Raw genomic sequence first — 22,320 nt, 5'->3', positions numbered from 1 at the left:
AGTGTGTTCTATTAATCAAATCTTACAATTTCCGTAAAAGTTTTCAGTAAATAACTCACTGATTTCTTGCAGATTTTATAATCTGAAATATAGTTAAATGAGTTAAGGAAACTTTAGAGGGATCTTATGTCTGCTAACGTATGGACGTTACCTAGTGAGTTAATTATCAATGATATAGATGATTTGAAACTAGCCGTTACGCAGGATTATCTAGAGTCAACTGAATTGGTTATCGATAGTAGTGCCCTTACTCGCATAGACACTATCGGTGTGCAATTTCTCTTAGCTTTTGTTCAAAAGCGTACCAATAAAAATAATAAAACCGAGTGGCAAAATCTTTCAGAAATTTTATTAGCAAGCCTTGAGAGCCTAGGCATAGACAAAGCGCATTTAGCGATTGTGTAAGCAAAATAAGGAAGAGAAATGAGTAAGATTTTAGTCGTTGACGACTCTAACTCGATTAGAGACATGGTGTGTTTCACTTTACAAAACGCTGGCTATACCATTGAACAAGCACAGGATGGCTTATTGGGGTTGGATAAGGCAAAGCAATCTGCATTTGACTTGGTTATCTCTGATGTAAATATGCCCAATATGGACGGGATTAGTATGGTTCAGGAGTTAAGAAAACTTCCTGACTTTAAATTTACACCTATCTTGATGCTCACAACAGAAAGTAGTACCGACATGAAAATGAAAGGTAAGGCTGCTGGTGCAACAGGCTGGTTAGTTAAACCTTTCAATCCCGACAAATTACTATCGACAATTAAACGCGTCATAAGGTAATGCTATGAGCGTCGACTTATCCCAATTTTTGCCTACTTTCTATGAAGAAAGTTTTGAGGGCATTGAAATCATGGAATCTACGCTGTTAACGCTAGATTCAGACAATAAAGAAGCAATCGATTGTATCTTTCGAGCTGCTCACTCAATAAAAGGTGGAGCGGGGACTTTCGGACTACAGAAAGTGAGTGATTTTACTCATTTAGTAGAAACACTATTAGATGAGTTACGTGACGGTCGTAGGCAGTTTAATGAGCACGATAAGGAGCTTCTTTTACGTGCTACAGATACCATAAAAGCATTACTTGAATATGAAAAAGATGGTGTAGAACCTGAAGAATTTGATATTGAAGCCGTTACTCAAGCGTTAAATGCGACGCTTAGTGGAGAATCTTGTACAGCGAACAACGAAAGTAAAGGTTGGCGAATAATATTTATTCCTGATGCAGATATAGCACAGACAGGCAACGATCCATTATTACTTTTCAATGCGTTAAGTGAGTTAGGCACATTACATGCCCACTGCAATGATAGTCAATTACCCAATTTTGAAGAGCTGGATGTCGAAGAAATACACCTAAGTTGGCAGTTGACGTTGGTGGATACAGAAGCTAGCCGTGATGATATTGAAGAAATATTTGAGTGGGTTGAAGACGAATGCAAATTGGAAATCGAGTCAATTGGCGAGCCTTCTATTAGTGCTGAATGCTCGGAAGTAATGCCTGAGGTGAACGACGAGCCGGTCACCAATGTTGAAGAGTCAATCGCAACGAAGAAGTCACAAGATAATCAAGCGTCGTTGTCACGACAAGACAGCGCCGTAACGCTTGAGCCTGACAATAAGCCAGTAAAAGAAACGAAAGTCTCAAAGACTAAGAGTGATAACGGGTCGATACGAGTTGGTGTTGACAAGGTAGATAGCCTGATAAACCTCGTAGGTGAACTTGTGATAACTCAGTCAATGCTATCTGAGCTTGGCCAAGATTTTGATTCATCTAAAGCCGAACAACTCAAGTCTGGGTTAGAGCAGTTGATGCAAAACACTAAAGAGCTTCAAGAAAGCGTTATGCGAATCCGAATGCTTCCTATCAGTTTCACTTTTAATCGATTTCCTCGTTTAGTTCATGATTTAGCAAAGAAAATGGGCAAACAAATAAATTTGGTTATTCAAGGTGAACATACTGAACTTGATAAAACAGTGTTAGAAAGAATCGGTGATCCATTAACTCACTTAGTTCGCAATGCCATCGATCATGGTATTGAATCGCCTGAACAACGGGTTAACAACGACAAACCAGAACTCGGTGAAATATGCCTTTCAGCCTACCATTTGGGCGGTAATGTTGTTATTGAAATTAGAGATGATGGTAAAGGAATTGACAAAGAGGCGATTTTAGCAAAAGCCAAAGAAAAGAATTTAATTGACGGCAATTATCCACTATCAGAACAACAGATATACGACTTGATCTTTGAGCCTGGCTTTTCAACTGCTGCACAGGTAAGTGATATATCAGGGCGCGGCGTGGGCATGGATGTTGTAAAACGAAATATTCAGTCACTTGGCGGACGAATTGTTATTGAATCAAGTGTCGGTAGAGGCAGCAATATCAAAGTCTATTTACCGTTAACCCTAGCCATACTAGATGGCCAGTTGGTTAAAGTGTGTGGTGAGACTTTTGTTATTCCTTTGCTTGTGATTGTTGAATCGTTGCAGGTACAAGCTGAAAACGTCGTAAAAGCCTCTGGCGGGCAAGTTTATTATCGTTTACGCGAAGACAATGTTCCCATTTTACCCATAGGAGAACTATTTAGCCTATGCCAACAAAACAAAGATCTGAGCGATGCGTTATTAGTGGTAACTGAGTCTGAAGGACAAAAAGTTGGTTTGCTTGTTGACGATTTATTGGGTCAACAACAAGTTGTTATCAAAAGCTTGCAAGATAACTACCAGCAAGTCGATGGGATTTCAGGTGCAACGATTTTAGGCAATGGCGCAGTCGCATTGATTATTGATGTTGCAGGCGTGATTTCGCTTTCTAAGCAGCAATCGATAGCAAGCCAAAAAACAAAACAAGCAGAGGAGGTTGGAGAATGAACCTACAAAGCTTAATTGATGATGTACCAGTTGAAGGTGAGTACACCCTTGAAGGGCTTGATTTTATTACGAGTGGAGATCAATACCTGAGCTTTAAGCTGGACGAGGAAACCTATGCTGTTGAAATCCTGGCGGTTGAGGAAATTAGAAGTTGGCAAACCCCGACGTTGATTCCTAATGCACCCATAGATGTTAAAGGCGTAATTAACATGCGCGGGACAATCGTACCAATTATTGATTTGCGAATTAAATTTAATGTTGGCGAAGCTCATTATGATCCCATGACTGTCATTATCGTCTTAACTATTGACTGCGTAGACTCCACGCGAAAAATGGGGTTTGTGGTGGATGCTGTTGAAGACGTAATCAACGCACAGACGAGTGACATCAAACCCTATTTTGATATCGCAGGTGGTATCGACAGCAAATACATTGAAGGCCTGGTAAACGTTAATAATGCTATCGTGAGTTTGATTAGTTTACGTTCACTTCATCACTTAAATGATGAGCAAGGAGCTAGCTATGAGTCATGAAGAACATGAATATTTAACGTTTAATGTTGCGAATGAAGAATATGGTGTCGATATTCTGTGCGTTCAGGAGATTAGAGTTTTACAACAACTTACAGAACTTCCCAATAAGCCAAGCTATATCCGAGGGGTTATCAACCTTAGAGGAACTATTATTCCTATTGTTGATTTAAGGACCAGGTTCAATAAACCGGAAGTAGACCATGGCGATAAAACGGTTGTTATTATTCTCAAAGAACAGTCACCAAACTCGCCAGGTTGCTTGGGCATCATCGTAGACATGGTTTCAGAAGTGTACAACTTTTCGAGTGCTGAAATTAATGATGCACCTGCCTTTGGTTCGCAAATAGACCATTGTTTTATTCACGGATTAGCAAGTGTGGATAACAAGCTTATTGTTTTATTGGACACAAGTCAGTTACTCGATATTGAAATTCTTTACCAGCAAACCAGCGAGCCGGTAACAGAGATGCAACATGAAAAGGATGTCGTATGAAGCCCAAACAAATAACGATACTGCAAGACACGTGGCAATTTATTAGCGTGTCTTTTTCACCTGAACAAGTAGCAGAAATTTTCTATCACAAACTATTCGAGTTAGATCCATCACTCAAAGTTTTGTTTCCCTCTGATTTATCAGAGCAGGGTAAAAAGCTTGTTCAGATGATTGATACCGCAGTGACGAATATTGATAAACCGAATGTTTTGTTTCCAGTTGTAGAGAAGCTTGGCGCACGTCATGTTGGCTATGGTGTAAAAGAGTCACACTATCAAACGGTGGGCGAAGCTTTGATCTATACGCTAGCGCAGGCGTTAGGAGAAGATTTTGATGAATCAACTCAGAAAGCCTGGGAGGCATGTTACCAGCTTTTATCGAAGGCGATGATAGATGCAGGAAAACAGCAAACACCGGATGTTGAAGAGGATCAAATGATGAGCAATGGCATTAGTGATATCGGTGCATTTATACAAGGTGCATTGGAGCAATCAGGTACAGCATTTATGATGATAGATCGCGACTTCATCATTACTTATGTGAATAGAGCGACTTTAACATTGTTGAGCAAACATGAAGAAACGTTCCGACAAAAATGGCCCAACTTTTCAGCAGCCAAAGACGATGTCATTGGTGCTTGTATAGATATCTTCCATGAGAAACCCGAACATCAACGTAAATTGCTGTCGGACCCTAATAATCTTCCGTGGGTAACAGATATTGAAATCCATGGCGTTATTATTGAACTGAATGTCACGGCTATTTTCGACAATCAAGGTAACTACGTTGGCAACTCATTGGAGTGGCAAGATGTTACACAAGCTCGAAGTAATACGATTCAAGTGGGCCGACTAACATCTGCGGTAGAAGGGATGACAACTAATCTGATGATGGCAGATCCGCAAGGTAACATCGTATATGCAAATCCATCGGTTTTAGAAATGCTAGAGTCGCGAGAAACCGAATTACAATCAGTTTTACCGCAATTTAAAGCCGATAAAATAGTCGGTACAAATTTTGATTCTTTTCATGCTAACCCACATCACCAACAAAGCTTACTCGGTGACCCGAGTAAATTACCATACCGAACAGAGATTAAAGTCGCAGGGTTATGTTTCGAGCTGATTGCCATTGCGCTTATGGATGACAATGGTAAACATCAAGGCACTGCTGTCCAATGGTTAGATATGACAGAACAAAGGGACGCTCAAACGCAAGTTGATCAATTAATTAGTGCAGCAATTGAAGGTCGATTGAACGAACGAATTGATACATCTAAATATCAAGGCTTTATGAAAGATCTTGGTAATAATATCAACGCATTAATGGATTCTGTCATCCAGCCAATCGATGATGCAATTGAAGTTGCCAAGTCATTAGAGCAAGGCGAATTAGACAAGCTAATGAAGGAAGATTATCAAGGAGACTTTTTAGCATTGGCAAATGCAATGAATTCTTCAATTTGTAATTTGACAAATATGGTTGGTGAAATTCGTGGTGTATCTACCAATGTTTTTGAAGCAGCTAAGGAAATTGCGGCAGGAAATTCAGAATTGAGCCATCGAACTGAATCTCAAGCTTCAAGCCTAGAGGAAACTGCTTCTGCGATGGAGGAAATTACATCAACCGTTGTTCAAAACGCAGAAAATGCATCAGAGGCGAGCAAGCTATCTAACGATGTTATGTCAAAAGCAACAAATGGTGGTGATGTTGTTAAAAACGCTATTTCTGCAATGGGGGAAATCAACAAATCTAGCAAGAAAATTGCTGACATCATTAGTGTTATTGATGAGATTGCATTTCAAACGAATTTACTTGCATTAAACGCTGCGGTTGAAGCGGCAAGAGCAGGTGAACAGGGCCGAGGGTTTGCCGTGGTAGCTGCAGAGGTGCGTAATTTGGCGCAACGCAGTGCAGGTGCTGCTAAAGAAATTAAAGGGTTAATTAATGACAGTGTAGAGGCTGTCGGACAGGGAACTAAATTTGTTGATGCAACAGGTCAAACCTTTACAGAGCTTGTTAGTTCAATTGAAGAAGTTAGCCAAATGCTCTCAAATATTGATACCGCGAGTAAAGAGCAGAGTGCAGGTGTCGCCGAAGTGAGCACGTCAATCAGCCAAATGGATGAAATGACCCAGCAAAATGCAGCCTTGGTTGAAGAAGTCAGTGCGTCAAGCGCAGCAATGGAGGATCAAGCGCAGAGCTTACTGCAACAGGTAGCAGTTTTTAAAAGTGGAAATGACACTGAAATTGCTGTGAGGGAGCCAGCAATCAAAGAAAAGCGATCCGTAAATTCGCCGATGAGAAAGCCACTAGCGAAAGTGGCTAACCTTGATGATGAATGGGAAGAGTTTTAGTGGAGTTAGACAATGATGTCGAATCAAGTGACTGTCGAGCGATTGAACAACAAACAATTCGAGTTTTTATGTCAATTTATTTATGACGAAACAGGAATTGTTCTTACACCAACCAAAGTGGAGATGGTTCACAGACGCTTATCTAAGCTGACTAAGGCGAAAAACTTTTCTAGTTTAGAAGATTACTATCAGCACTTTGTTACCCATCAAGAAGAAGAAAAGAAAGATTTAGTTAATGCACTAACAACGAACTTAACGCGCTTTTTCAGAGAAAACCATCACTTTGATTATCTGAAAGATCACTTTTTGCCTTACCTGTTTGAGCGAAATAGTGATACCAAGCGCATAAGAATATGGTCTAGTGCCTGCTCTACTGGTGAGGAGCCGTACAGCTTAGCCATGCTATTGGTTCAACATTTTCGAACCTATATTGATAGTTGGGATGTAAAAATTTTAGCGACAGATATCGATACCGAGGTGCTAAATACTGCTAAAGAAGGCATTTATAGCAAGTTAGCCATGGACGATATTCCACTTGAGATGCGAAGTAAAAGTGTCAATCTGTGCGGTGCGAGTCAAATCGAGATCAAGCCCAATGTTCGAGATTTGATTACCTTTAAAAATTTAAACTTACTACATGAGTGGCCAATGAAAGGTCCGTTTGATGTGATTTTTTGTCGTAACGTCATTATCTATTTTGATAAAGCGACCCAACAAGCATTGTTCCATCGTTTTCATAATTACCTGAGCGATGGCAGCATTTTAGTGCTAGGACATAGTGAAAGCTTAGGGAAATCCGCTGGCTTATATAAAAACCAGGGTAAAACGATATTCTCAAAGTCCAAGGCGGACTAGATGGCTGAACTAGTTAAGCCACCTAAGTGTTTTGGTGAGTTCAATCATGTAAATCACTATTGGGATAAACACAAAAATAGGCATATTGCGAAGATTTTACCGGGCGAATTCTATTTGAGCAGTGCTGATCTTTTGATAGCGACAACACTAGGAAGTTGTGTTTCAGCATGCATCTGGGATGAACAAAAAGGAATTGGGGGAATGAACCATTTTATGTTACCGATCACCGATAAAGACGCGACGAATGTTTCGTGGGGAAACGAGCAAAAAATATCGACAGCGACTCGATACGGGAATTTTGCCATGGAACATTTAATTAACGGTTTGCTTAAGTACGGGGCAAACAAGGAGAATCTCAAAGTAAAAATATTCGGTGGTGCAAAAGTGATTGGCTATATGACAGATGTTGGGGAAAGAAATATAGCTTTTGTACGACAATATTTAAAAGACGAACAATTACAAGTTGTTAGTGAAGATCTGGGGGAACATTACCCACGCAAATTACTTTTTGATCCGACATCTGGAAAGGTGTTGATGAAGAAACTAAGACAGCTTCATAACAATACGATTCTTGAACGGGAGAAATCATATCAGCACACGATTCAAGCATCCAATATAGATGGCGATGTGGAGTTATTTTAATGGAAAAAATAACGGTATTAATAGTCGATGATTCACGAGTCATTCGCGATATTTTGAGTAGCTTGCTTGAAGAGAGTGAAAGAATTGAAGTGGTTGGCGTTGCTGAGAACCCCTATGATGCAAGAGAAAAAATTAAACAACTAAACCCAGACGTGCTGACGTTAGATATTGAGATGCCAAAAATGGATGGCATTACCTTTTTGAAGAACCTTATGCGTTTAAGACCAATGCCAGTGGTTATGCTGTCAACGTTAACTCAAAAGGGGGCTGATATTACATTAGAGGCGCTTGAAATAGGGGCCATTGATTACATTGAAAAGCCAAAACCAACAGATATCGTCAAGGGTGCTGATGAATTTAAAGCAATGCTTGAAGATAAAATTATACAAGCATCAAGTGCAAATGTTCGAAAACACTTAGACCAACCCCTGGTTAATCAAGCATTAACACCTGAACAATCATCCTTAAAGCCCATACGCTATATGTCAAATCATATCATTGCAATTGGTGCATCAACTGGAGGTACTGAAGCGATTGGCAAGTTCTTGATGACGATGCCTGAAAATTGCCCTCCAATTGTTATTACACAGCATATCCCGGTCCACTTTAGCCAACGTTTTGCCACAAGGTTGAATAAGCTTTGCAAAATAAAAGTGAAACAAGCACAAGATGGTGCATTGTTAGTGCCAGGTGTAGCGTATATTGCCCCTGGCGGACAGCACTTAACGTTCGATTTAACTCATCACAAATATACATGTGTGTTAGAGGATTCAGCCAAAGTAAATAGACATAAACCATCTGTAGATGTCATGTTTAATTCATTGTTACCAATTGCAAGTAAAATTCAAGCGGTATTACTGACAGGAATGGGTTCTGATGGCGCTGAAGGGATGAAATTACTAAAGGAGGCTGGCTCAACTACAATTATTCAATCTAAGAGTTCAAGTTTAATTTGGGGGATGCCTGGCTCCGCGTTTCGACTAGATGCCCACCAACATGAATGTCATTTAGCTGATATTCCCTCGCTAGTGTTATCAAATGCTCAAATGACGTCTATATGATTTGTTAAAAAGGAGATTTTCGATGCCTATTACTAGTAATTTTGATGAAAGCCAAAACACGCTGCGTATTTCAATAGAAGACCAGTTTGATTTTTCAAAACATCAGGACTTTAAGGATTCCTATAGTGCGCTGAGTGATAAAGGGACAAATTTTGTTATAGATCTGTCTAAAACAAGTTACATGGATAGCTCAGCACTTGGCATGATTTTGCTACTAAGAGAGCATGCAAATACACATGAAGGCAGTGTTGTGATTACCCAGCCAACTGACAGTGTATATAAAGTACTTGAAATAGCGCAATTTCAAAAGCTTATTGATATTCAGCGGTAGTCCGTGATGGTTGAAACAAAAGAGAAAAAGTCTGCACTTGTCGTAGATGACTCTCGAACTCAGAGAAACTATCTTAAAGAACTTTTACTTGAACAGGATTACCGAGTTTACACAGCAGAACATGGCGAACATGGCGTTGAAATGTTTTTGAAGTATCAGCCTGATATTGTGTTAATGGATATCAATATGCCGATTATGGATGGCTTTCAAGCGGCAAAGATAATTAAAGACGCAAGTAAGAACGGATTTTGCCCTTTAATTTTTGTTACAACGCTGAGCTCAGAGAAAACCATGTTGGCGAGTGCTGAGGCGGGTGGTGACGGCATACTCATAATGCCGTTTTCACCTGAGGTATTTAAAGCCAAAATCATGTCGTTGCAACGTATCAGTGACTTGTATCATCAACTTAATGTTTTGCAAGAAACTCAACAGCATGATGCAGAACTTGCAGAACAGTTGATGGCAAGTGTGATTGATAGCCGAAACCATAAACCTGATTGCATTTCTATTGTGAAGCAAGCGGCGTCGTTGTTCAGCGGTGATATTCAACTCAGCGAGTTATGTCCTAATGGTGACATCAATATATTACTTGGTGACTTTACAGGGCATGGTCTTAGGTCTTCTATTGGGGCAATACCTGTTGCCGAAACGTTTCGATCGATGACAAAAAAAGGATTTTCGTTGCTTGAGATTGCTTCTCAAATCAATCAGCAACTCTATGATCTATTGCCAAGTGACTTATTTCTTGCTGCAGGCTTTGTCACTGTGTCTTGCGATGAACGCTCGCTGTATTCAATCAATGCTGGTATCCCAGATATTTTACAAATTGGTGATGGTGGCGTTGTTAAACACAGAATATGTTCTTCCCATCCACCCTTGGGGATCATGGAGCGCTTAATGCCTAGTACGTTACTAGAAGTCTACAGTTTTGAAGATACTGATCATCTTCTACTTCTGAGTGACGGTGTGATAGAAGCTCGAAATGCAGATGATGACTTATTTGGCGAAGACCGGTTACTGACAGCGGTTAATAAAGGGTATCAAACCGGAGGTATTGCAGACTTTTTGTTACAACAAGTAAATCGTTTTGGTGAGAACGTCGAACAAGCTGATGACATTTCAATTATAAATGTTGCCTGTGGCTTGGCATCAAAACCAAAAGAAGTTTGGAGTAGCAGTCGAGAAGATTCAACGCTTGCAATTAATCTTTCTACATTTAACGAAAAACCTTCGTGGTCGTGGAGTGTTGTATTAAATGATAAAAAACTTGCAAATGTGAACCCCGTGCCACTGGCAATGAATCAACTAAAAGACCTAGAAGAAGACGGCGACCATTGGCAAAGCGTCTATACTATTTTAACAGAGCTATATATCAATGCCCTTGATCATGGTGTGTTGTTACTCGACTCATCTTTGAAGAACTCGGCACAAGGTTTTTCTGAGTACTTTAAATTACGCTCGGAAAGATTAAATCAGGATATATCAGGGACAATTTCTATTTCTATAGATCTTTACAGTTTGGCCAACGGTGGGAAGGTGGTAATTAAAGTGCGCGATAGTGGAAAAGGTTTTGATGTTGAAAGTGTATTAAAGCAGAGGATAAACAATGAACAATTAGGCCTGAACGCCTTGTCAGGCCGTGGTATCGACTTAGTAAGCAAGTTGTGTGAAACCCTAACATATGACGAATTTGGTACTTCAGTGGAGGCCTCGTATCTATGGGAGTAGACAATGAGAAAATTACAGTTCTTGTGATAGAAGACACTGAAAGTATGCGTAAAGTGATATGTGGCTATGTTGAGGCCGAAGGACATATTGCGCTTGAAGCAGAAGGCCATGTGCAAGCATTTAAACAACTTGAATCAAATACCGTTCAGTTAATCCTGATGGATATAGAAATGCCTCAAGTCAACGGTATTGAGTTAACGAAGCAAATCAGGGCACGTTTTGAACGCTGGATACCCATCATTTTTTTAAGTTCAAATGATCGCGATAAATTCTTGACTCAAGGAATAGAAGCTGGCGGAGATGACTATCTTACTAAGCCAGTTAAGCCACAAATTTTACACGCAAAAATTAATGCAATGGTGCGGATTGCGACCATGCAAAAAGAGCTAAACCTTCTCAATCAAAAATTGGAAAAGCTTACCTTGCAAGATCCATTGACCAAGGTAATGAATCGCAGAGCGCTTGATAAAAAGTTGAAAGAGGATTGGTATACCTGCCAACGGATTAATCAGCCGCTAACCGTATTGATGATTGATATCGATCATTTCAAATCATACAACGACCATTATGGTCATGGCCAAGGAGACAATTGCCTTAAAAAGGTAGCCTTGTGTTTAAAGCAAAATATAAATCGTGAAACAGACTGTATTGCTCGATATGGTGGCGAAGAATTTACTATTTTGTTGCCATTTACCAACTTAGAGCATGGAGAAATAAAAGCAAAACAACTTGCGAGATTGTTGGAAGAAAGAATGATTGAGCATGTTGAGTCACCGACGGCTGGCGTTGTGACTATCAGTATCGGTATCGCATGTACTAGCCAAGATATTTCCTCATACAAAGAGCTCATTAAATGTGCCGACAATGCGCTTTATCAAACTAAGTTAAATGGTCGAAATGGTGCGAGTATCTATGAGCAAAGTGTAAGAAAAATAAGCTAATAACAGAAACAGGGAAGAACATGTATGAACAAGCCTAATGTATTAATTATTGACGACGACATTGAATATCTTTCAGTATTAAAAGAAGGCTTAGAACATCAATTTGAAATTAGTGGGGCTACAGACTTCTCAGAAGTCGATGCGCTGTTGGCCAGCGACCAAAAATTTGATATCGCATTGGTTGATGAACACGTGGGGCAGGAATTAGGCTCTCATTGGATCAAAAACAAAAAAGCTGAAAATGAAGTTGCAAATTCATTTGTTCTTTACTCAGGACTTGCAAACGAAGACGCCATATTGAAAGGTTTAGAGTGTGGTGCTGACGATTTTCTTGCAAAACCTATTTCAATTAAAGCGCTAAACAGTAAATTAGTTAGAATTGTTGATTATCAAAATCAAATAACCTCTTTCGAGCAACAGTTAAAAAGTAAAGATCACGTCATTAATGTGTCTATGTCCCAAGCATCAAAGTATGGTGCTTGTATGCAGCTGACATCGAAGTTGAATCACTGTAATAGCCTGGTAGAAATTCGAGATCAGGTCTTTAACTTCTTTGACAGCCTAGGCCTTCAAGGTTGCTTAGGCTTCTATCCATTAAAAGGGGAAGAGCAATATTTCCATTCGGTGAAAGGTTCTTGCTCTCCCGTCGAAATAGAAGTGCTTGAAATTTTAAAATCTAAGCCACGCTTGTTCCGATTTGGTTGCAGAATTATTTTCAATCATCACCTCGTTTCTATGCTCATTCTTAATTTACATGAAGACGATCCTGATACTGATATCTATGTTGATGCGCTAGCTTCACTCATAGAGTGTATTGGTGCACGTGTTGCTTTTTTAGCATATAAAGACTCTTTGGAGCAGGTTCAAACACAAATATCGGCCGCTGTGATGACGACAAAGAAAATGGTAGAGGTGTCTAAACATCATCAACAAGATATTATGAATGAGATTGTTCAAAATGTTGGGTTGAGTTTCCATGTACTCGATTTAAATGAAGAGCAAGAGCAATATTTAACGAATTTAGTCCATGATGTGCTTAAAAAGCATTCCCAAGACGACATTAACTTTATCGAAGTGTCTCAACTGCTCGATAAAGTGTTGGAAAACGTTGACAGTATTAAAACGCTTGATAAACACCAAGAAACTGTTGCTGTTGATGATTGCTTTGATGAGGATGAACTATTTTGAACTCTCCATTGTCCATCGCAGAATTGCCAATAGCCAGTTTACTGGTAAATAAGTCAGGCAAAATTCTTAATGCAAACTCCTTGTTTGATGACATGCGAGGAGTGCCTCATGGTGAATCGATACATAGAAGCGCCAATGAAATCCTCAATTCAGGGATAAATTCGCCATTAGCGCTTATCGAACATTTTGAAGGAAATGTAAACACTCAAACCCCAAAGCCTTATTATCTGCGATGCCATGAAGGAAAAGATCTACTAGTCGATATTTTAGTGAAGGGTTTTCAAGAACATTATGTTTTGACTGTTTTGCCTCATAGTGATTTTTTTGAGCAACACTATAGTGCAGCAAAAGAAAAGTCATATCGGGTAGGGCAGTACAAGTATGATGTTGTGAATAATGAGTACTTTTTTTCTCCTGGGCTACAGATGATTTACGGGGTGAACAAACCTCACAATGAAATTATCCTTAAAGACTTCTTCGATAAGCACCCAACGAAAGAAAAGGTGAAATTAAAGCGATTACCCGAAGAGGCATTATCTGCAAACAATCAGTTTGCTATAAAGACTTATTTTATTAGTGATAAAGAAAAAAGAGTATGGCTTGATATTAAAGGGGTATTGACGGTAGATAGTGAACATAACATCACAGAAATAAATGCGATAGTGAGAGATATTACTGTAGAGCACTTATTAATTGAAAAGCTCAAATTACTGGTGATGTTCAAAAACGCCGTCAATGTGCCCGTTTATTTTTTGGATGAAAATGACCAAAAGGTATTTCCCGAGTTATCGTTATTCGATTCACAACCTGATGGTTTATTTAGCTATGTTAATTTTAATATAGCTGACTACATATCGTTAAAAGAACAAGCCTTAAAGTACGGGCAGTTTCATGCTAAAGACATCAGCTTTGACAAATATAATACGGTTTACAATATCTCCGTGACATTTGAACCTCATGAGAGGCTTTTTGTCTGGGTTGTTGAGAATGTCACTGAGCAATACTTTGAACAACAACAACAGGCCATTTCTAATCGATTAACCCTATTAGGAAATGCTTTCAGCAACGTTTCCCATGATATTAACAATGTGTTGAGTATTGCCCTAGGGTCTATCGAGTTGCTTGAAATAAAAGTTGAAGCCGGTCAAAAGGATGATCTAACTCCCTATATAGAACGGGTAAAAAACGCCATTGATAAAGGTCGACATGTTACAGACCGATTACTTGCGTTTACACGAAAACCAGCGGTGAAAATGGTTGAATTCAACCCTGAGGTAGAACTCAAAGAGAATCTCTATATTTTTGATCAACTGCTTGATGAAAAAATAAAACTGTCAGTCTCGTTTTCTGAAAAGCAATATTTTATCCGTTTCCCTCAAGGAGAGTTTATCAATATTGTGTTGAATATTGTGATCAATGCCCAAGATGCTATTTTTGAAAATAGCAATAAAGGGAGGATTGAACTCTCAACAAATATTGATAAAGGAAATAGATTTCAGTTAATTATTAAAGACTCAGGGGTAGGTATTCAAGAAGAAAACCTTAAAAAAATATTTGATCCATTTTTCACTAATAAGTCCACTAAACAAGGAAATGGAATAGGGCTGGCTAACGTTTATAACAACATGTACAAACACAATGGATCGATTCAAGTTGATGGCAAGTCAGATCTTGGCGGCGCACAATTTACGTTAACTTTCAAATGTAAACCAGCAGAGGAAAAACCAAAAACGCCGTTAGGCATTAATAAATACAACAAACTAAAAGGCTTAAACATTCTGGCGATTGATAGTGAGGTTTCAATCGTTGACTTTGTTGATGTTTGTCTATCGGAAGAAGGGGCTAATGTTACTAAAATAAATCATTTAGATGAGTTACAACGTGATCTTGTGGAGCGCAAAACACTCGATATGGTGATTACTGATCTAAATACGCCAATTTCGCCTAATGACGAGATAATTAAACTTATCCAAGCAAAATTTCCAACGGTAACAGTTTTATCGATGAGTGGGTATATTGAGAGCGAGGGGATTAACTGGCCTTATCCGATACTTAGAAAACCATTTAGCTTCAAGGAGTTAAAAGAGTTTATTGTCTCAAACGTTGGTGTATGTACAATTCATCACTAACCGTGAAGAGGGAAAAGTTCGTACGTTTATTCAATGGTGACTTTGATATCGGTCATTGGTTGGCAACAACAGGCTAATATTTCACCGTCACCGACGAAAGCAAGCGGCTCACCTTGAGGGTAATTTACCTGGCCTTCATCTAAAGTGATTCTACAGGCGCCACAAAAACCGTCCCTGCAGTGAAAATGTACCTCTACATTTGCTGCTTCGAGGCAATTTAATATCGTCTGATGCGAATCAAGGTAGGTGACTGATATGTCACCTACCTTGATTTTAGGTCCATTGGCTGTGTCTTTCGATTCAGACATCAGAATAGTTTATGTAGCAACTAAGTAAGCTTATAAATCGAAGTCATCAAAGTCATCTGAAGAAACTTCAGCATCGACTTGACCAACTAAGTAACTAGAAATCTCACTTTCTTGTGGGGCAACTTGTACGTTGTCACTAACTAAATATGCGTTCATCCAAGGCAATGGATTGCTCTTGATTTCAAAAGGAGGTTCAAAACCAATAGCAACCATTCGTTGATTACTAATGTATTCAATATATTGGTTAAGAATTTCTGCATTTAAACCAATCATTGAGCCATCCTTAAATAAGTATTGTGCCCACTCTTTTTCTTGCTCAACAACATCTAAGAAGATTTGCTTACCTTGATCTGCGAATTGCTGAGAAATTTCCTGCATTTCAGGATCATCTTTACCTGACAACCAGTTGTTTAAAATATGCTGAGTGCCTGTTAAGTGTAATGCTTCGTCACGTGCTATTAGCTTAATGATTTTAGCGTTACCCTCTAAAAGTTCGCGCTCTGCAAATGCAAACGAACAAGCGAAACTCACGTAAAAACGAATCGCTTCTAACGCGTTAACGGAACAAATTGCTAAGTACAGTCGTTCTTTTAATTTACGTTTGCTAACTTCAATTGTTTCACCATCAATCTCGTAGCTTCCTTCACCTTGGGACTGCAACAACTGAGTTGTTAAGATTACATCGTCAAAATATTTCGCAATGCTTGATGCACGCTTTAATATTGCTGGGTTAACAACAATATCGTCGAATACTTCGCTTGGATCGGTAAAAAGGTTTCGCAAGATATGGGTGTAAGAGCGTGAATGAATCGTTTCACTAAATGCCCATGTCTCAATCCAAGTCTCTACCTCAGGCAATGATACTAGAGGCAATAGAACTGCATTTACGGAGCGAGCAGCCATTGAATCTAGTAGTGTTTGATACTTAAGGTTTGAAATAAAAATGTGTTTTTCAGAAGGCGTTAAAGACTGCCAATCTGCTCTATCTTTTGACACATCAACTTCTTCTGGTCGCCAGAAGAATGATAATTGTTTTTCAATAAGCTTTTCAAAAGCCATAAAACGTTGTTGATCGTATCGAGAAACGTTAACGCTGTTACCCAAAAACATAGGCTCAAGAAGGGCATTATTTGGTTCTTGGTTAAACGTAGTGTAGGCCATCATTTACTCCGGAAATTACTTGGCGATTATTATTATATTTTTCTTGAAAAAAGGTGTTTAAAGACAAAACCGTAGCAAGGTATTCTTACTACGGTTCTAACAGTAAATTAGATCTTACATGCGCCGCCTTCACAGCCCTCATCTTCTTCCATTTGGCCGTCAGCTGCACCATCACGTGTATTGTGATAGTAAAGTGTTTTTACACCTAACTTGTATGCGGTAAGTAAATCTTTAATGATTTGCTTAACAGGCACTTTTCCGCCTTCAAAACGGGCAGGGTCGTAGTTAGTATTTGCTGAAATAGTTTGGTCAATAAACTTCTGCATAATGCCAACAAGCTCTAAGTAACCATCGTTTGATGGGATATTCCAAAGCAGTTCATAATTATCTTTAAGCTTTTTATATTCTGGAACTACTTGTTTCAAAATACCGTCTTTACTTGCTTTAATAGAGATCAAGCCACGTGGAGGTTCAATACCATTTGTTGCATTTGAGATTTGTGATGACGTTTCTGACGGCATCAATGCAGATACGGTTGAGTTACGAACACCATGCGTTTTAATGCTTTCGCGTAAACCCTCCCAGTCTAAATGTAGTGGCTCAGCGGTTACCTTATCGATTTCTTTTTTATACGTATCGATCGGTAAAATACCCTGGCTTAGTTTTGTTTCATTAAACTTAGGACATGCACCCAACTCTTTCGCTAAGTTATTTGACGCTTTTAATAAGTAATATTGAATCGCTTCAAAAGTGCGGTGAGTTAAGTTGTTTGCACTACCGTTTGAGTAGAAAACACCATTTTTAGCTAAGTAATATGCGTAGTTGATTACACCTATACCTAATGTACGACGTCCCATTGTTGCATTATGAGCAGCTGGTACTGGGTAGTCTTGGTAATCTAATAAACTATCTAATGCGCGAATTGCTAAATCTGCTAAACCTTCTAACTCATCAAGAGAGTCAATTGCACCAAGGTTAAATGCCGATAATGTACATAGGGCAATTTCGCCATCAGGATCATTAACTTCTTTTAATGGTTTTGTTGGCAAGGCAATCTCTAAACATAGGTTAGATTGTCTAATAGGTGCTTGCTCAGCAATAAACGGACTATGAGTATTACAGTGGTCAACGTTTTGTAGGTAAATACGACCAGTGCTTGCACGCTCTTGTGCAAATAAACTAAAGATCTCAAGTGCTTTAATACGTTTTTTGCGGATAGAGTCGTCTTGCTCATACTTAACATAAAGCTCTTCGAACTTATCTTGGTCTTCAAAAAATGCATCGTATAAACCAGGCACATCACTTGGACTGAATAAAGTGATTGATTCACCTTTGATTAATCGCTGATACATTAACTTGTTAAACTGAACACCATAATCTAAATGGCGAACACGGTTCTCTTCTACACCACGGTTGTTTTTAAGAACAAGTAAGCTTTCCACTTCTAAATGCCAAAGCGGGTAGAATAGGGTAGCAGCACCACCACGAACTCCACCTTGTGAACAGCTCTTCACTGCTGTTTGGAAATGTTTGTAGAATGGAATACAACCAGTATGGAACGCTTCACCATCGCGAATTGCACTGCCTAATGCACGAATACGACCAGCATTAATGCCAATACCAGCACGCTGAGAGACGTATTTAACAATTGAACTTGACGTTGCGTTAATTGAATCTAAGCTATCGCCACACTCAATTAATACACACGAAGAAAACTGGCGCGTAGGTGTACGAACACCAGCCATGATAGGTGTAGGTAGCGAGATCTTAAATGTTGAAATTGCGTTGTAAAAGCCTTTCACATAATCAAGGCGTGTCGCTTTATCGTACTTAGCGAATAAACATGCGGCAACAAGCATGTATAAAAACTGTGCACTTTCATAAATTTCGCCTGTTACACGGTTTTGAACAAGGTACTTGCCTTCTAACTGTTTTACCGCTGCGTAACTGAAGTTTAAGTCGCGAGAATGGTCAATAAAGCCTTCCATCGCTTCAAACTCTTCTTTCGAGTAATCTTGTGTTAGATGTTCATCATATTTACCTAATTCGACCATGTTTAATACGTGTTCGTATAATTTTGGCGGTTCAAACTTGCCATAAGCTTTCTTACGTAAATGGAAGATAGCTAAGCGAGCGGCTAAGTATTGATAATCAGGAGATTCTTCAGAAATCAGATCTGCTGCAGATTTGATAATCGTTTCATGAATATCTTCGGTTTTAATACCATCATAAAACTGAATGTGAGACTTTAATTCTACTTGAGAGACAGAAACATCTTCTAAATTTTCTGCTGCCCAAGCGATTACTTTGTGAATTTTTTCTAGATCAATGGCTTCTTTTTCACCATTTCGTTTCGTGACGAAGAGATTACTATTCATGAAAGTCCTGTAAATCTTTTTTTATTGTTGTTCTTGTAAAGATTGCTAACGTGATTCCTATATCTTGTGACTGAACAAATCTTAAACACAATATATAGGGGCGATTTAAATTATAATCACAAGATAATGGGGTTTTTGCCTGTTTGCAATACTAGAAAGACCACAATTTTTACTCATAATTTTTATGTGGTCATTCTTGTTAGTAACAACTAACTTTGTACTGCAAATTTTAATGGCAATCAGTAAAACGCAACTGTTATTTTGAATAAATTATTAGGTTAGAATTATTTAAATTATTTTAGTTAAGCTCTTATTCGCTTTTGTAATAAGGATAATTAAAACCTTTTATATCAATAGTTTACTGTTTTTGTTTATTGTTTGTTCGATCTGTACCAAAAATAATCTGATGTAATTCTTGAGTTGTTTCTGCCAGCAAATTAGCTTGCCAACTATCGCAGTCTTTCAAATCTTTAATGTATCCCCAACCAGCAACAATTGTTGTCATGTTTGCGGCGTTACCTGCTTCTATATCACGTGGTGCGTCGCCAACATATATACAGTGCTCAGATTTTACATTTAATTCCTGGCAGGCTACAAACATCGGTAATGGATCTGGCTTACGCTTTTCAAGTGAGTCTCCACCAAGTGTTATTGCACTATTATTTAGACTACTGAAAAAAGGGAGTAGAGTATTCGTTAAACCGATAGGCTTGTTAGTAATAATCCCCCACGGGATATTCGCGTTCTCTAAAGTCTGGAGTGTTTTATTGAGGCCTTCGTATACAGCTGTGTGCTCAGCAATATTATGTTCATAGTATGCTAAAAATTCTGCCCTAAGCTCTTCATAATCGTAGTCGCCAAGTTTCTCGCCAAATCCGAGGCGCAATAACCCCAATGCACCATCTGATGCAATTGGACGATACTTTTCGGCCGCAACGATGGGCAGGTTGTACTTAATCATTATATGATTTAATGCTGCACCCAGATCGTCTGCAGTGTCTAAAATTGTGCCATCTAAATCAAAAAGAACGGCTTCTATTGGGTGGTTTATTTGGCTCATAGTTTTTTACAACATAAAATATAATTCACGTCTAGGCCCGGAGCTAGTTTGTGATTTTCGGTAATAGGGTTGTAGTGAATACCCGTTGCATCGATACATTTCAGGCCGTGCTTTTCAGCCCATGAAATTAACGTAGAAGGGCGAATAAAGCTTTCATGATGATGAGTTCCATCTGGCACGAGCTTTAACACTTTTTCCGCTGTGACAATTGCAAGCAGGTAACTTTTTAGGGTTTTGTTTAGTGTCGAAAAGAATACGTAGCCACCGGGTTTTGTCATATCACTGGAGGCTTTAATGATTGATTCCGGATCTGGCACATGTTCTAGCATTTCCATGCACGTAACAATGTCATAAGCTTCAGGAGAGGCTTTTGCTTTTTCTTCAGCCGTTATTTTCTGGTAATCAACGCTTACATTACTCTCTAATGCATGAAGCTTTGCGACGTTAAGTGGTTCTTCACCCATGTCGATACCGGTCACGTCAGCACCTAATTTGGCTAAGCTCTCTGTGAGAATTCCGCCACCACAGCCAACATCAATAGCCTTTTTATCAAACAACTCTTTTGCATGCTGAATGATGAATTGACGGCGTAAAGGGTTGATTTGATGCAGTGGTTTGAAGTTTCCTTCCAAATCCCACCATTCATGAGCTACTTCTTCGAATTTCGCGATTTCGTTGAAATCTACGTTTGCTTCTTTAGACATATATGTTTGGCTTATTTCGTAATTTTTCTGTAGATTCTAAAACAAATAATGAGGCTCGCAAAGCTGTGAGCGAATAAAAAGAACAATAAAACTGAGATAACAAGAAGTCTGTATGTCAGAAAATCAACTAACGCGAGTAATAGGCAAACTCGGTGTTGCAGCGCTTGCAATAAATGGCCTTATCGGTGCGGGTATTTTCGCGCTTCCTTCAGCAGCGGCAGAAATTGCTGGGCAATTTAGCCCTTGGATGTTTTTGTTGTGTAGTGTCTTAATGGCAACAATACTACTATGTTTTGCGCAACTTTCTGCCGGATTTGATGACAACGGAGGTCCTGTTGCCTACACAGAAAAAGCCTTTGGTCATCAAGTTTCGTTTCAGACCACGTGGTTGTTATATGTTGGTCGAGTCACTGCGCTTGCAGCTAACGCCAATGCGTTGGTATTTTATCTTTCCCAATTCATGCCCATTCTATCTACACCACTATATAAAGGTATAGCCATTGTTTTTATATTGTTATTACTCGGTGGGATTAATATCGTAAGTGCTGTCAAAGCAATGCGATTTATTAATGCGATTACATTAATAAAAATTGTGCCCTTACTTTTGTTTATTGCATTTGGTTTGCCATATCTAACTTCTGATATTTTTAATTTGTCCGCATTCAATGATGTTAAAGATATAGATGGTGCATTATTACTGCTGGTTTATGCCTACATTGGATTTGAGGGGGCAGTAGTTCCTGCAGGAGAAACTAAAAATCCAAAAAAACAAATTGCGATAGCATTGATCGGTACGTTGTTAGCGACGAGTGTTATTTATTTCTTTATCCAGTGGGTCAGTATCAGCGCGTTAGGGGATCTCAGCAATTCCAAGACTCCAATGTCTGATGTAGCAAACATTACGATGGGGCAGGCGGGTTTAATTTTAATGACTTTAGCCGCTGTTTTTTCTATTTCAGGAAATTTAACGGTTGTGATTTTTACGGCATCACGTATGACTCAAAGTTTATCGAAATTAGGCCAACTGCCTAAATGGTTTGAAAAGTCTCATCCAGTGCAAAACAGTCCAACTAATTCAACATACTTTCTTGTGTTCTTAGCAGGTGTTCTGGCGGTTACCGGTAGTTTTGTTTGGCTTGCCATTATAAGTAGTCTTGCAAGGTTGATCGGCTTTATGATTTCAATTGCTGCATTATTTAAGCTGAAAAAACAATTTGAAGAAAACGGGCATTGGTTTTTACCCTTTGGCAGTTTGATTCCTGTTGTATCTTTGGGCGTGTGTTTATGGCTTAGCGCACAGGCTAGTCAGAACAGTTGGTTAATGACGGGGTTATTCGTCGTATTGGGCTTCGCTTTATTTCATTGGAATAAACGAGTAGGGTAATACCAATTACACTAACTATTTAAACTCGCCATTCGGAAGCTCGTTAGAAAAGTGGTAACTGTGCAAATTGTTTTGATGGAGAATGACTACACCTGTATCAATTTGCATTGTTCTAACTTCCCTGAAGAAGCGCTGAACTGTATAAATAATTAATTAAATCTGTATAATGGTCAGATGAGTTAAAATAAA

20 protein-coding genes are annotated in these 22,320 nt (G+C 39.0%); 15 read left to right on the top strand and 5 right to left on the bottom strand.

Going from position 1 to position 22,320, the window contains the following annotated elements; all coding sequences use genetic code 11:
* Nucleotides 1–126 precede the first annotated feature (126 nt).
* Genes QQK05_RS14040 through QQK05_RS13975 form a run of 14 tightly spaced genes read left to right on the top strand, consistent with a single transcriptional unit; the run spans nt 127 to nt 15,136 of the window.
* Complete coding sequence (locus QQK05_RS14040; RefSeq protein WP_284299680.1) at nt 127–405, top strand: STAS domain-containing protein; 279 nt, start codon at nt 127–129, stop codon at nt 403–405.
* Nucleotides 406–423: 18 nt separating this feature from the next.
* Nucleotides 424–786: a response regulator gene (locus tag QQK05_RS14035; protein ID WP_284299677.1), complete on the top strand. Its 363-nt coding sequence runs from the start codon at nt 424–426 to the stop codon at nt 784–786.
* Nucleotides 787–790: 4 nt separating this feature from the next.
* Nucleotides 791–2,878: a chemotaxis protein CheA gene (locus QQK05_RS14030; RefSeq protein ID WP_284299675.1), complete on the top strand. Its 2,088-nt coding sequence runs from the start codon at nt 791–793 to the stop codon at nt 2,876–2,878.
* A complete protein-coding gene (locus QQK05_RS14025; protein ID WP_284299673.1) occupies nt 2,875–3,411 on the top strand; it encodes a chemotaxis protein CheW in 537 nt (178 codons plus the stop codon). The genes QQK05_RS14030 and QQK05_RS14025 overlap by 4 nt, the downstream gene beginning before the upstream one ends.
* Nucleotides 3,401–3,904, top strand: a complete 504-nt coding sequence (locus tag QQK05_RS14020; protein ID WP_284299671.1) for a chemotaxis protein CheW — start codon at nt 3,401–3,403, stop codon at nt 3,902–3,904. The genes QQK05_RS14025 and QQK05_RS14020 overlap by 11 nt, the downstream gene beginning before the upstream one ends.
* Entirely contained in the window at nt 3,901–6,261 is a 2,361-nt protein-coding gene (locus QQK05_RS14015) for a methyl-accepting chemotaxis protein (protein WP_284299670.1), read from the top strand. The genes QQK05_RS14020 and QQK05_RS14015 overlap by 4 nt, the downstream gene beginning before the upstream one ends.
* 12 nt (nt 6,262–6,273) lie before the next feature.
* On the top strand, nt 6,274–7,116 hold the full coding sequence (locus QQK05_RS14010; protein ID WP_284299668.1) for a CheR family methyltransferase: 843 nt from the start codon (nt 6,274–6,276) through the stop codon (nt 7,114–7,116).
* On the top strand, nt 7,117–7,758 hold the full coding sequence (gene cheD / locus QQK05_RS14005; protein ID WP_284299665.1) for a chemoreceptor glutamine deamidase CheD: 642 nt from the start codon (nt 7,117–7,119) through the stop codon (nt 7,756–7,758). It abuts the gene before it with no gap.
* Nucleotides 7,758–8,819, top strand: coding sequence for a protein-glutamate methylesterase/protein-glutamine glutaminase (locus QQK05_RS14000; RefSeq protein ID WP_284299663.1), 1,062 nt, complete (start codon nt 7,758–7,760; stop codon nt 8,817–8,819). The genes cheD and QQK05_RS14000 overlap by 1 nt, the downstream gene beginning before the upstream one ends.
* A 22-nt stretch (nt 8,820–8,841) precedes the next feature.
* The gene (locus tag QQK05_RS13995) at nt 8,842–9,150 is read left to right on the top strand and encodes an STAS domain-containing protein (RefSeq protein ID WP_284299660.1); all 309 of its coding nucleotides are present in this window, start codon (nt 8,842–8,844) and stop codon (nt 9,148–9,150) included.
* A 6-nt stretch (nt 9,151–9,156) separates the two neighbouring features.
* Nucleotides 9,157–10,878: an ATP-binding SpoIIE family protein phosphatase gene (locus QQK05_RS13990; RefSeq protein WP_284299658.1), complete on the top strand. Its 1,722-nt coding sequence runs from the start codon at nt 9,157–9,159 to the stop codon at nt 10,876–10,878.
* Nucleotides 10,869–11,819, top strand: coding sequence for a GGDEF domain-containing response regulator (locus QQK05_RS13985; protein WP_284299656.1), 951 nt, complete (start codon nt 10,869–10,871; stop codon nt 11,817–11,819). The genes QQK05_RS13990 and QQK05_RS13985 overlap by 10 nt, the downstream gene beginning before the upstream one ends.
* A gap of 24 nt (nt 11,820–11,843) precedes the next feature.
* Nucleotides 11,844–13,007, top strand: coding sequence for a response regulator (locus QQK05_RS13980; protein ID WP_284299654.1), 1,164 nt, complete (start codon nt 11,844–11,846; stop codon nt 13,005–13,007).
* The gene (locus tag QQK05_RS13975) at nt 13,004–15,136 is read left to right on the top strand and encodes an ATP-binding protein (RefSeq protein WP_284299652.1); all 2,133 of its coding nucleotides are present in this window, start codon (nt 13,004–13,006) and stop codon (nt 15,134–15,136) included. Before QQK05_RS13980 ends, QQK05_RS13975 begins: the two co-directional genes overlap by 4 nt.
* A gap of 26 nt (nt 15,137–15,162) precedes the next feature.
* Here QQK05_RS13975 and yfaE read toward each other — a convergent pair whose 3' ends face one another.
* The 5 genes from yfaE to ubiG all read right to left on the bottom strand — a co-directional run bounded on the left by yfaE (nt 15,163) and on the right by ubiG (nt 20,747).
* Nucleotides 15,163–15,444, bottom strand: coding sequence for a class I ribonucleotide reductase maintenance protein YfaE (yfaE, locus tag QQK05_RS13970; RefSeq protein WP_284299650.1), 282 nt, complete (start codon nt 15,442–15,444; stop codon nt 15,163–15,165).
* 30 nt (nt 15,445–15,474) lie between these two features.
* The gene (gene nrdB / locus QQK05_RS13965; RefSeq protein ID WP_284299800.1) at nt 15,475–16,605 is read right to left on the bottom strand and encodes a class Ia ribonucleoside-diphosphate reductase subunit beta; all 1,131 of its coding nucleotides are present in this window, start codon (nt 16,603–16,605) and stop codon (nt 15,475–15,477) included.
* A 107-nt stretch (nt 16,606–16,712) separates the two neighbouring features.
* A complete protein-coding gene (gene nrdA / locus QQK05_RS13960) occupies nt 16,713–18,983 on the bottom strand; it encodes a class 1a ribonucleoside-diphosphate reductase subunit alpha (RefSeq protein WP_284299647.1) in 2,271 nt (756 codons plus the stop codon).
* A 358-nt stretch (nt 18,984–19,341) separates the two neighbouring features.
* A complete protein-coding gene (locus QQK05_RS13955) occupies nt 19,342–20,043 on the bottom strand; it encodes an HAD family hydrolase (protein WP_284299645.1) in 702 nt (233 codons plus the stop codon).
* The gene (gene ubiG, locus QQK05_RS13950) at nt 20,040–20,747 is read right to left on the bottom strand and encodes a bifunctional 2-polyprenyl-6-hydroxyphenol methylase/3-demethylubiquinol 3-O-methyltransferase UbiG (protein ID WP_284299643.1); all 708 of its coding nucleotides are present in this window, start codon (nt 20,745–20,747) and stop codon (nt 20,040–20,042) included. Before ubiG ends, QQK05_RS13955 begins: the two co-directional genes overlap by 4 nt.
* 112 nt (nt 20,748–20,859) lie before the next feature.
* Between ubiG and QQK05_RS13945 the strand changes: the two genes are divergently transcribed.
* Nucleotides 20,860–22,131, top strand: a complete 1,272-nt coding sequence (locus QQK05_RS13945) for an APC family permease (protein ID WP_284299641.1) — start codon at nt 20,860–20,862, stop codon at nt 22,129–22,131.
* Nucleotides 22,132–22,320: the final 189 nt, after the last annotated feature.

It is taken from the genome of Thalassotalea loyana (assembly GCF_030161435.1).
GTDB lineage: Bacteria > Pseudomonadota > Gammaproteobacteria > Enterobacterales > Alteromonadaceae > Thalassotalea_G > Thalassotalea_G loyana.
Note: the sequence above shows the minus strand (reverse complement) of the source record. Positions and strands in the feature narration are given on the sequence as shown.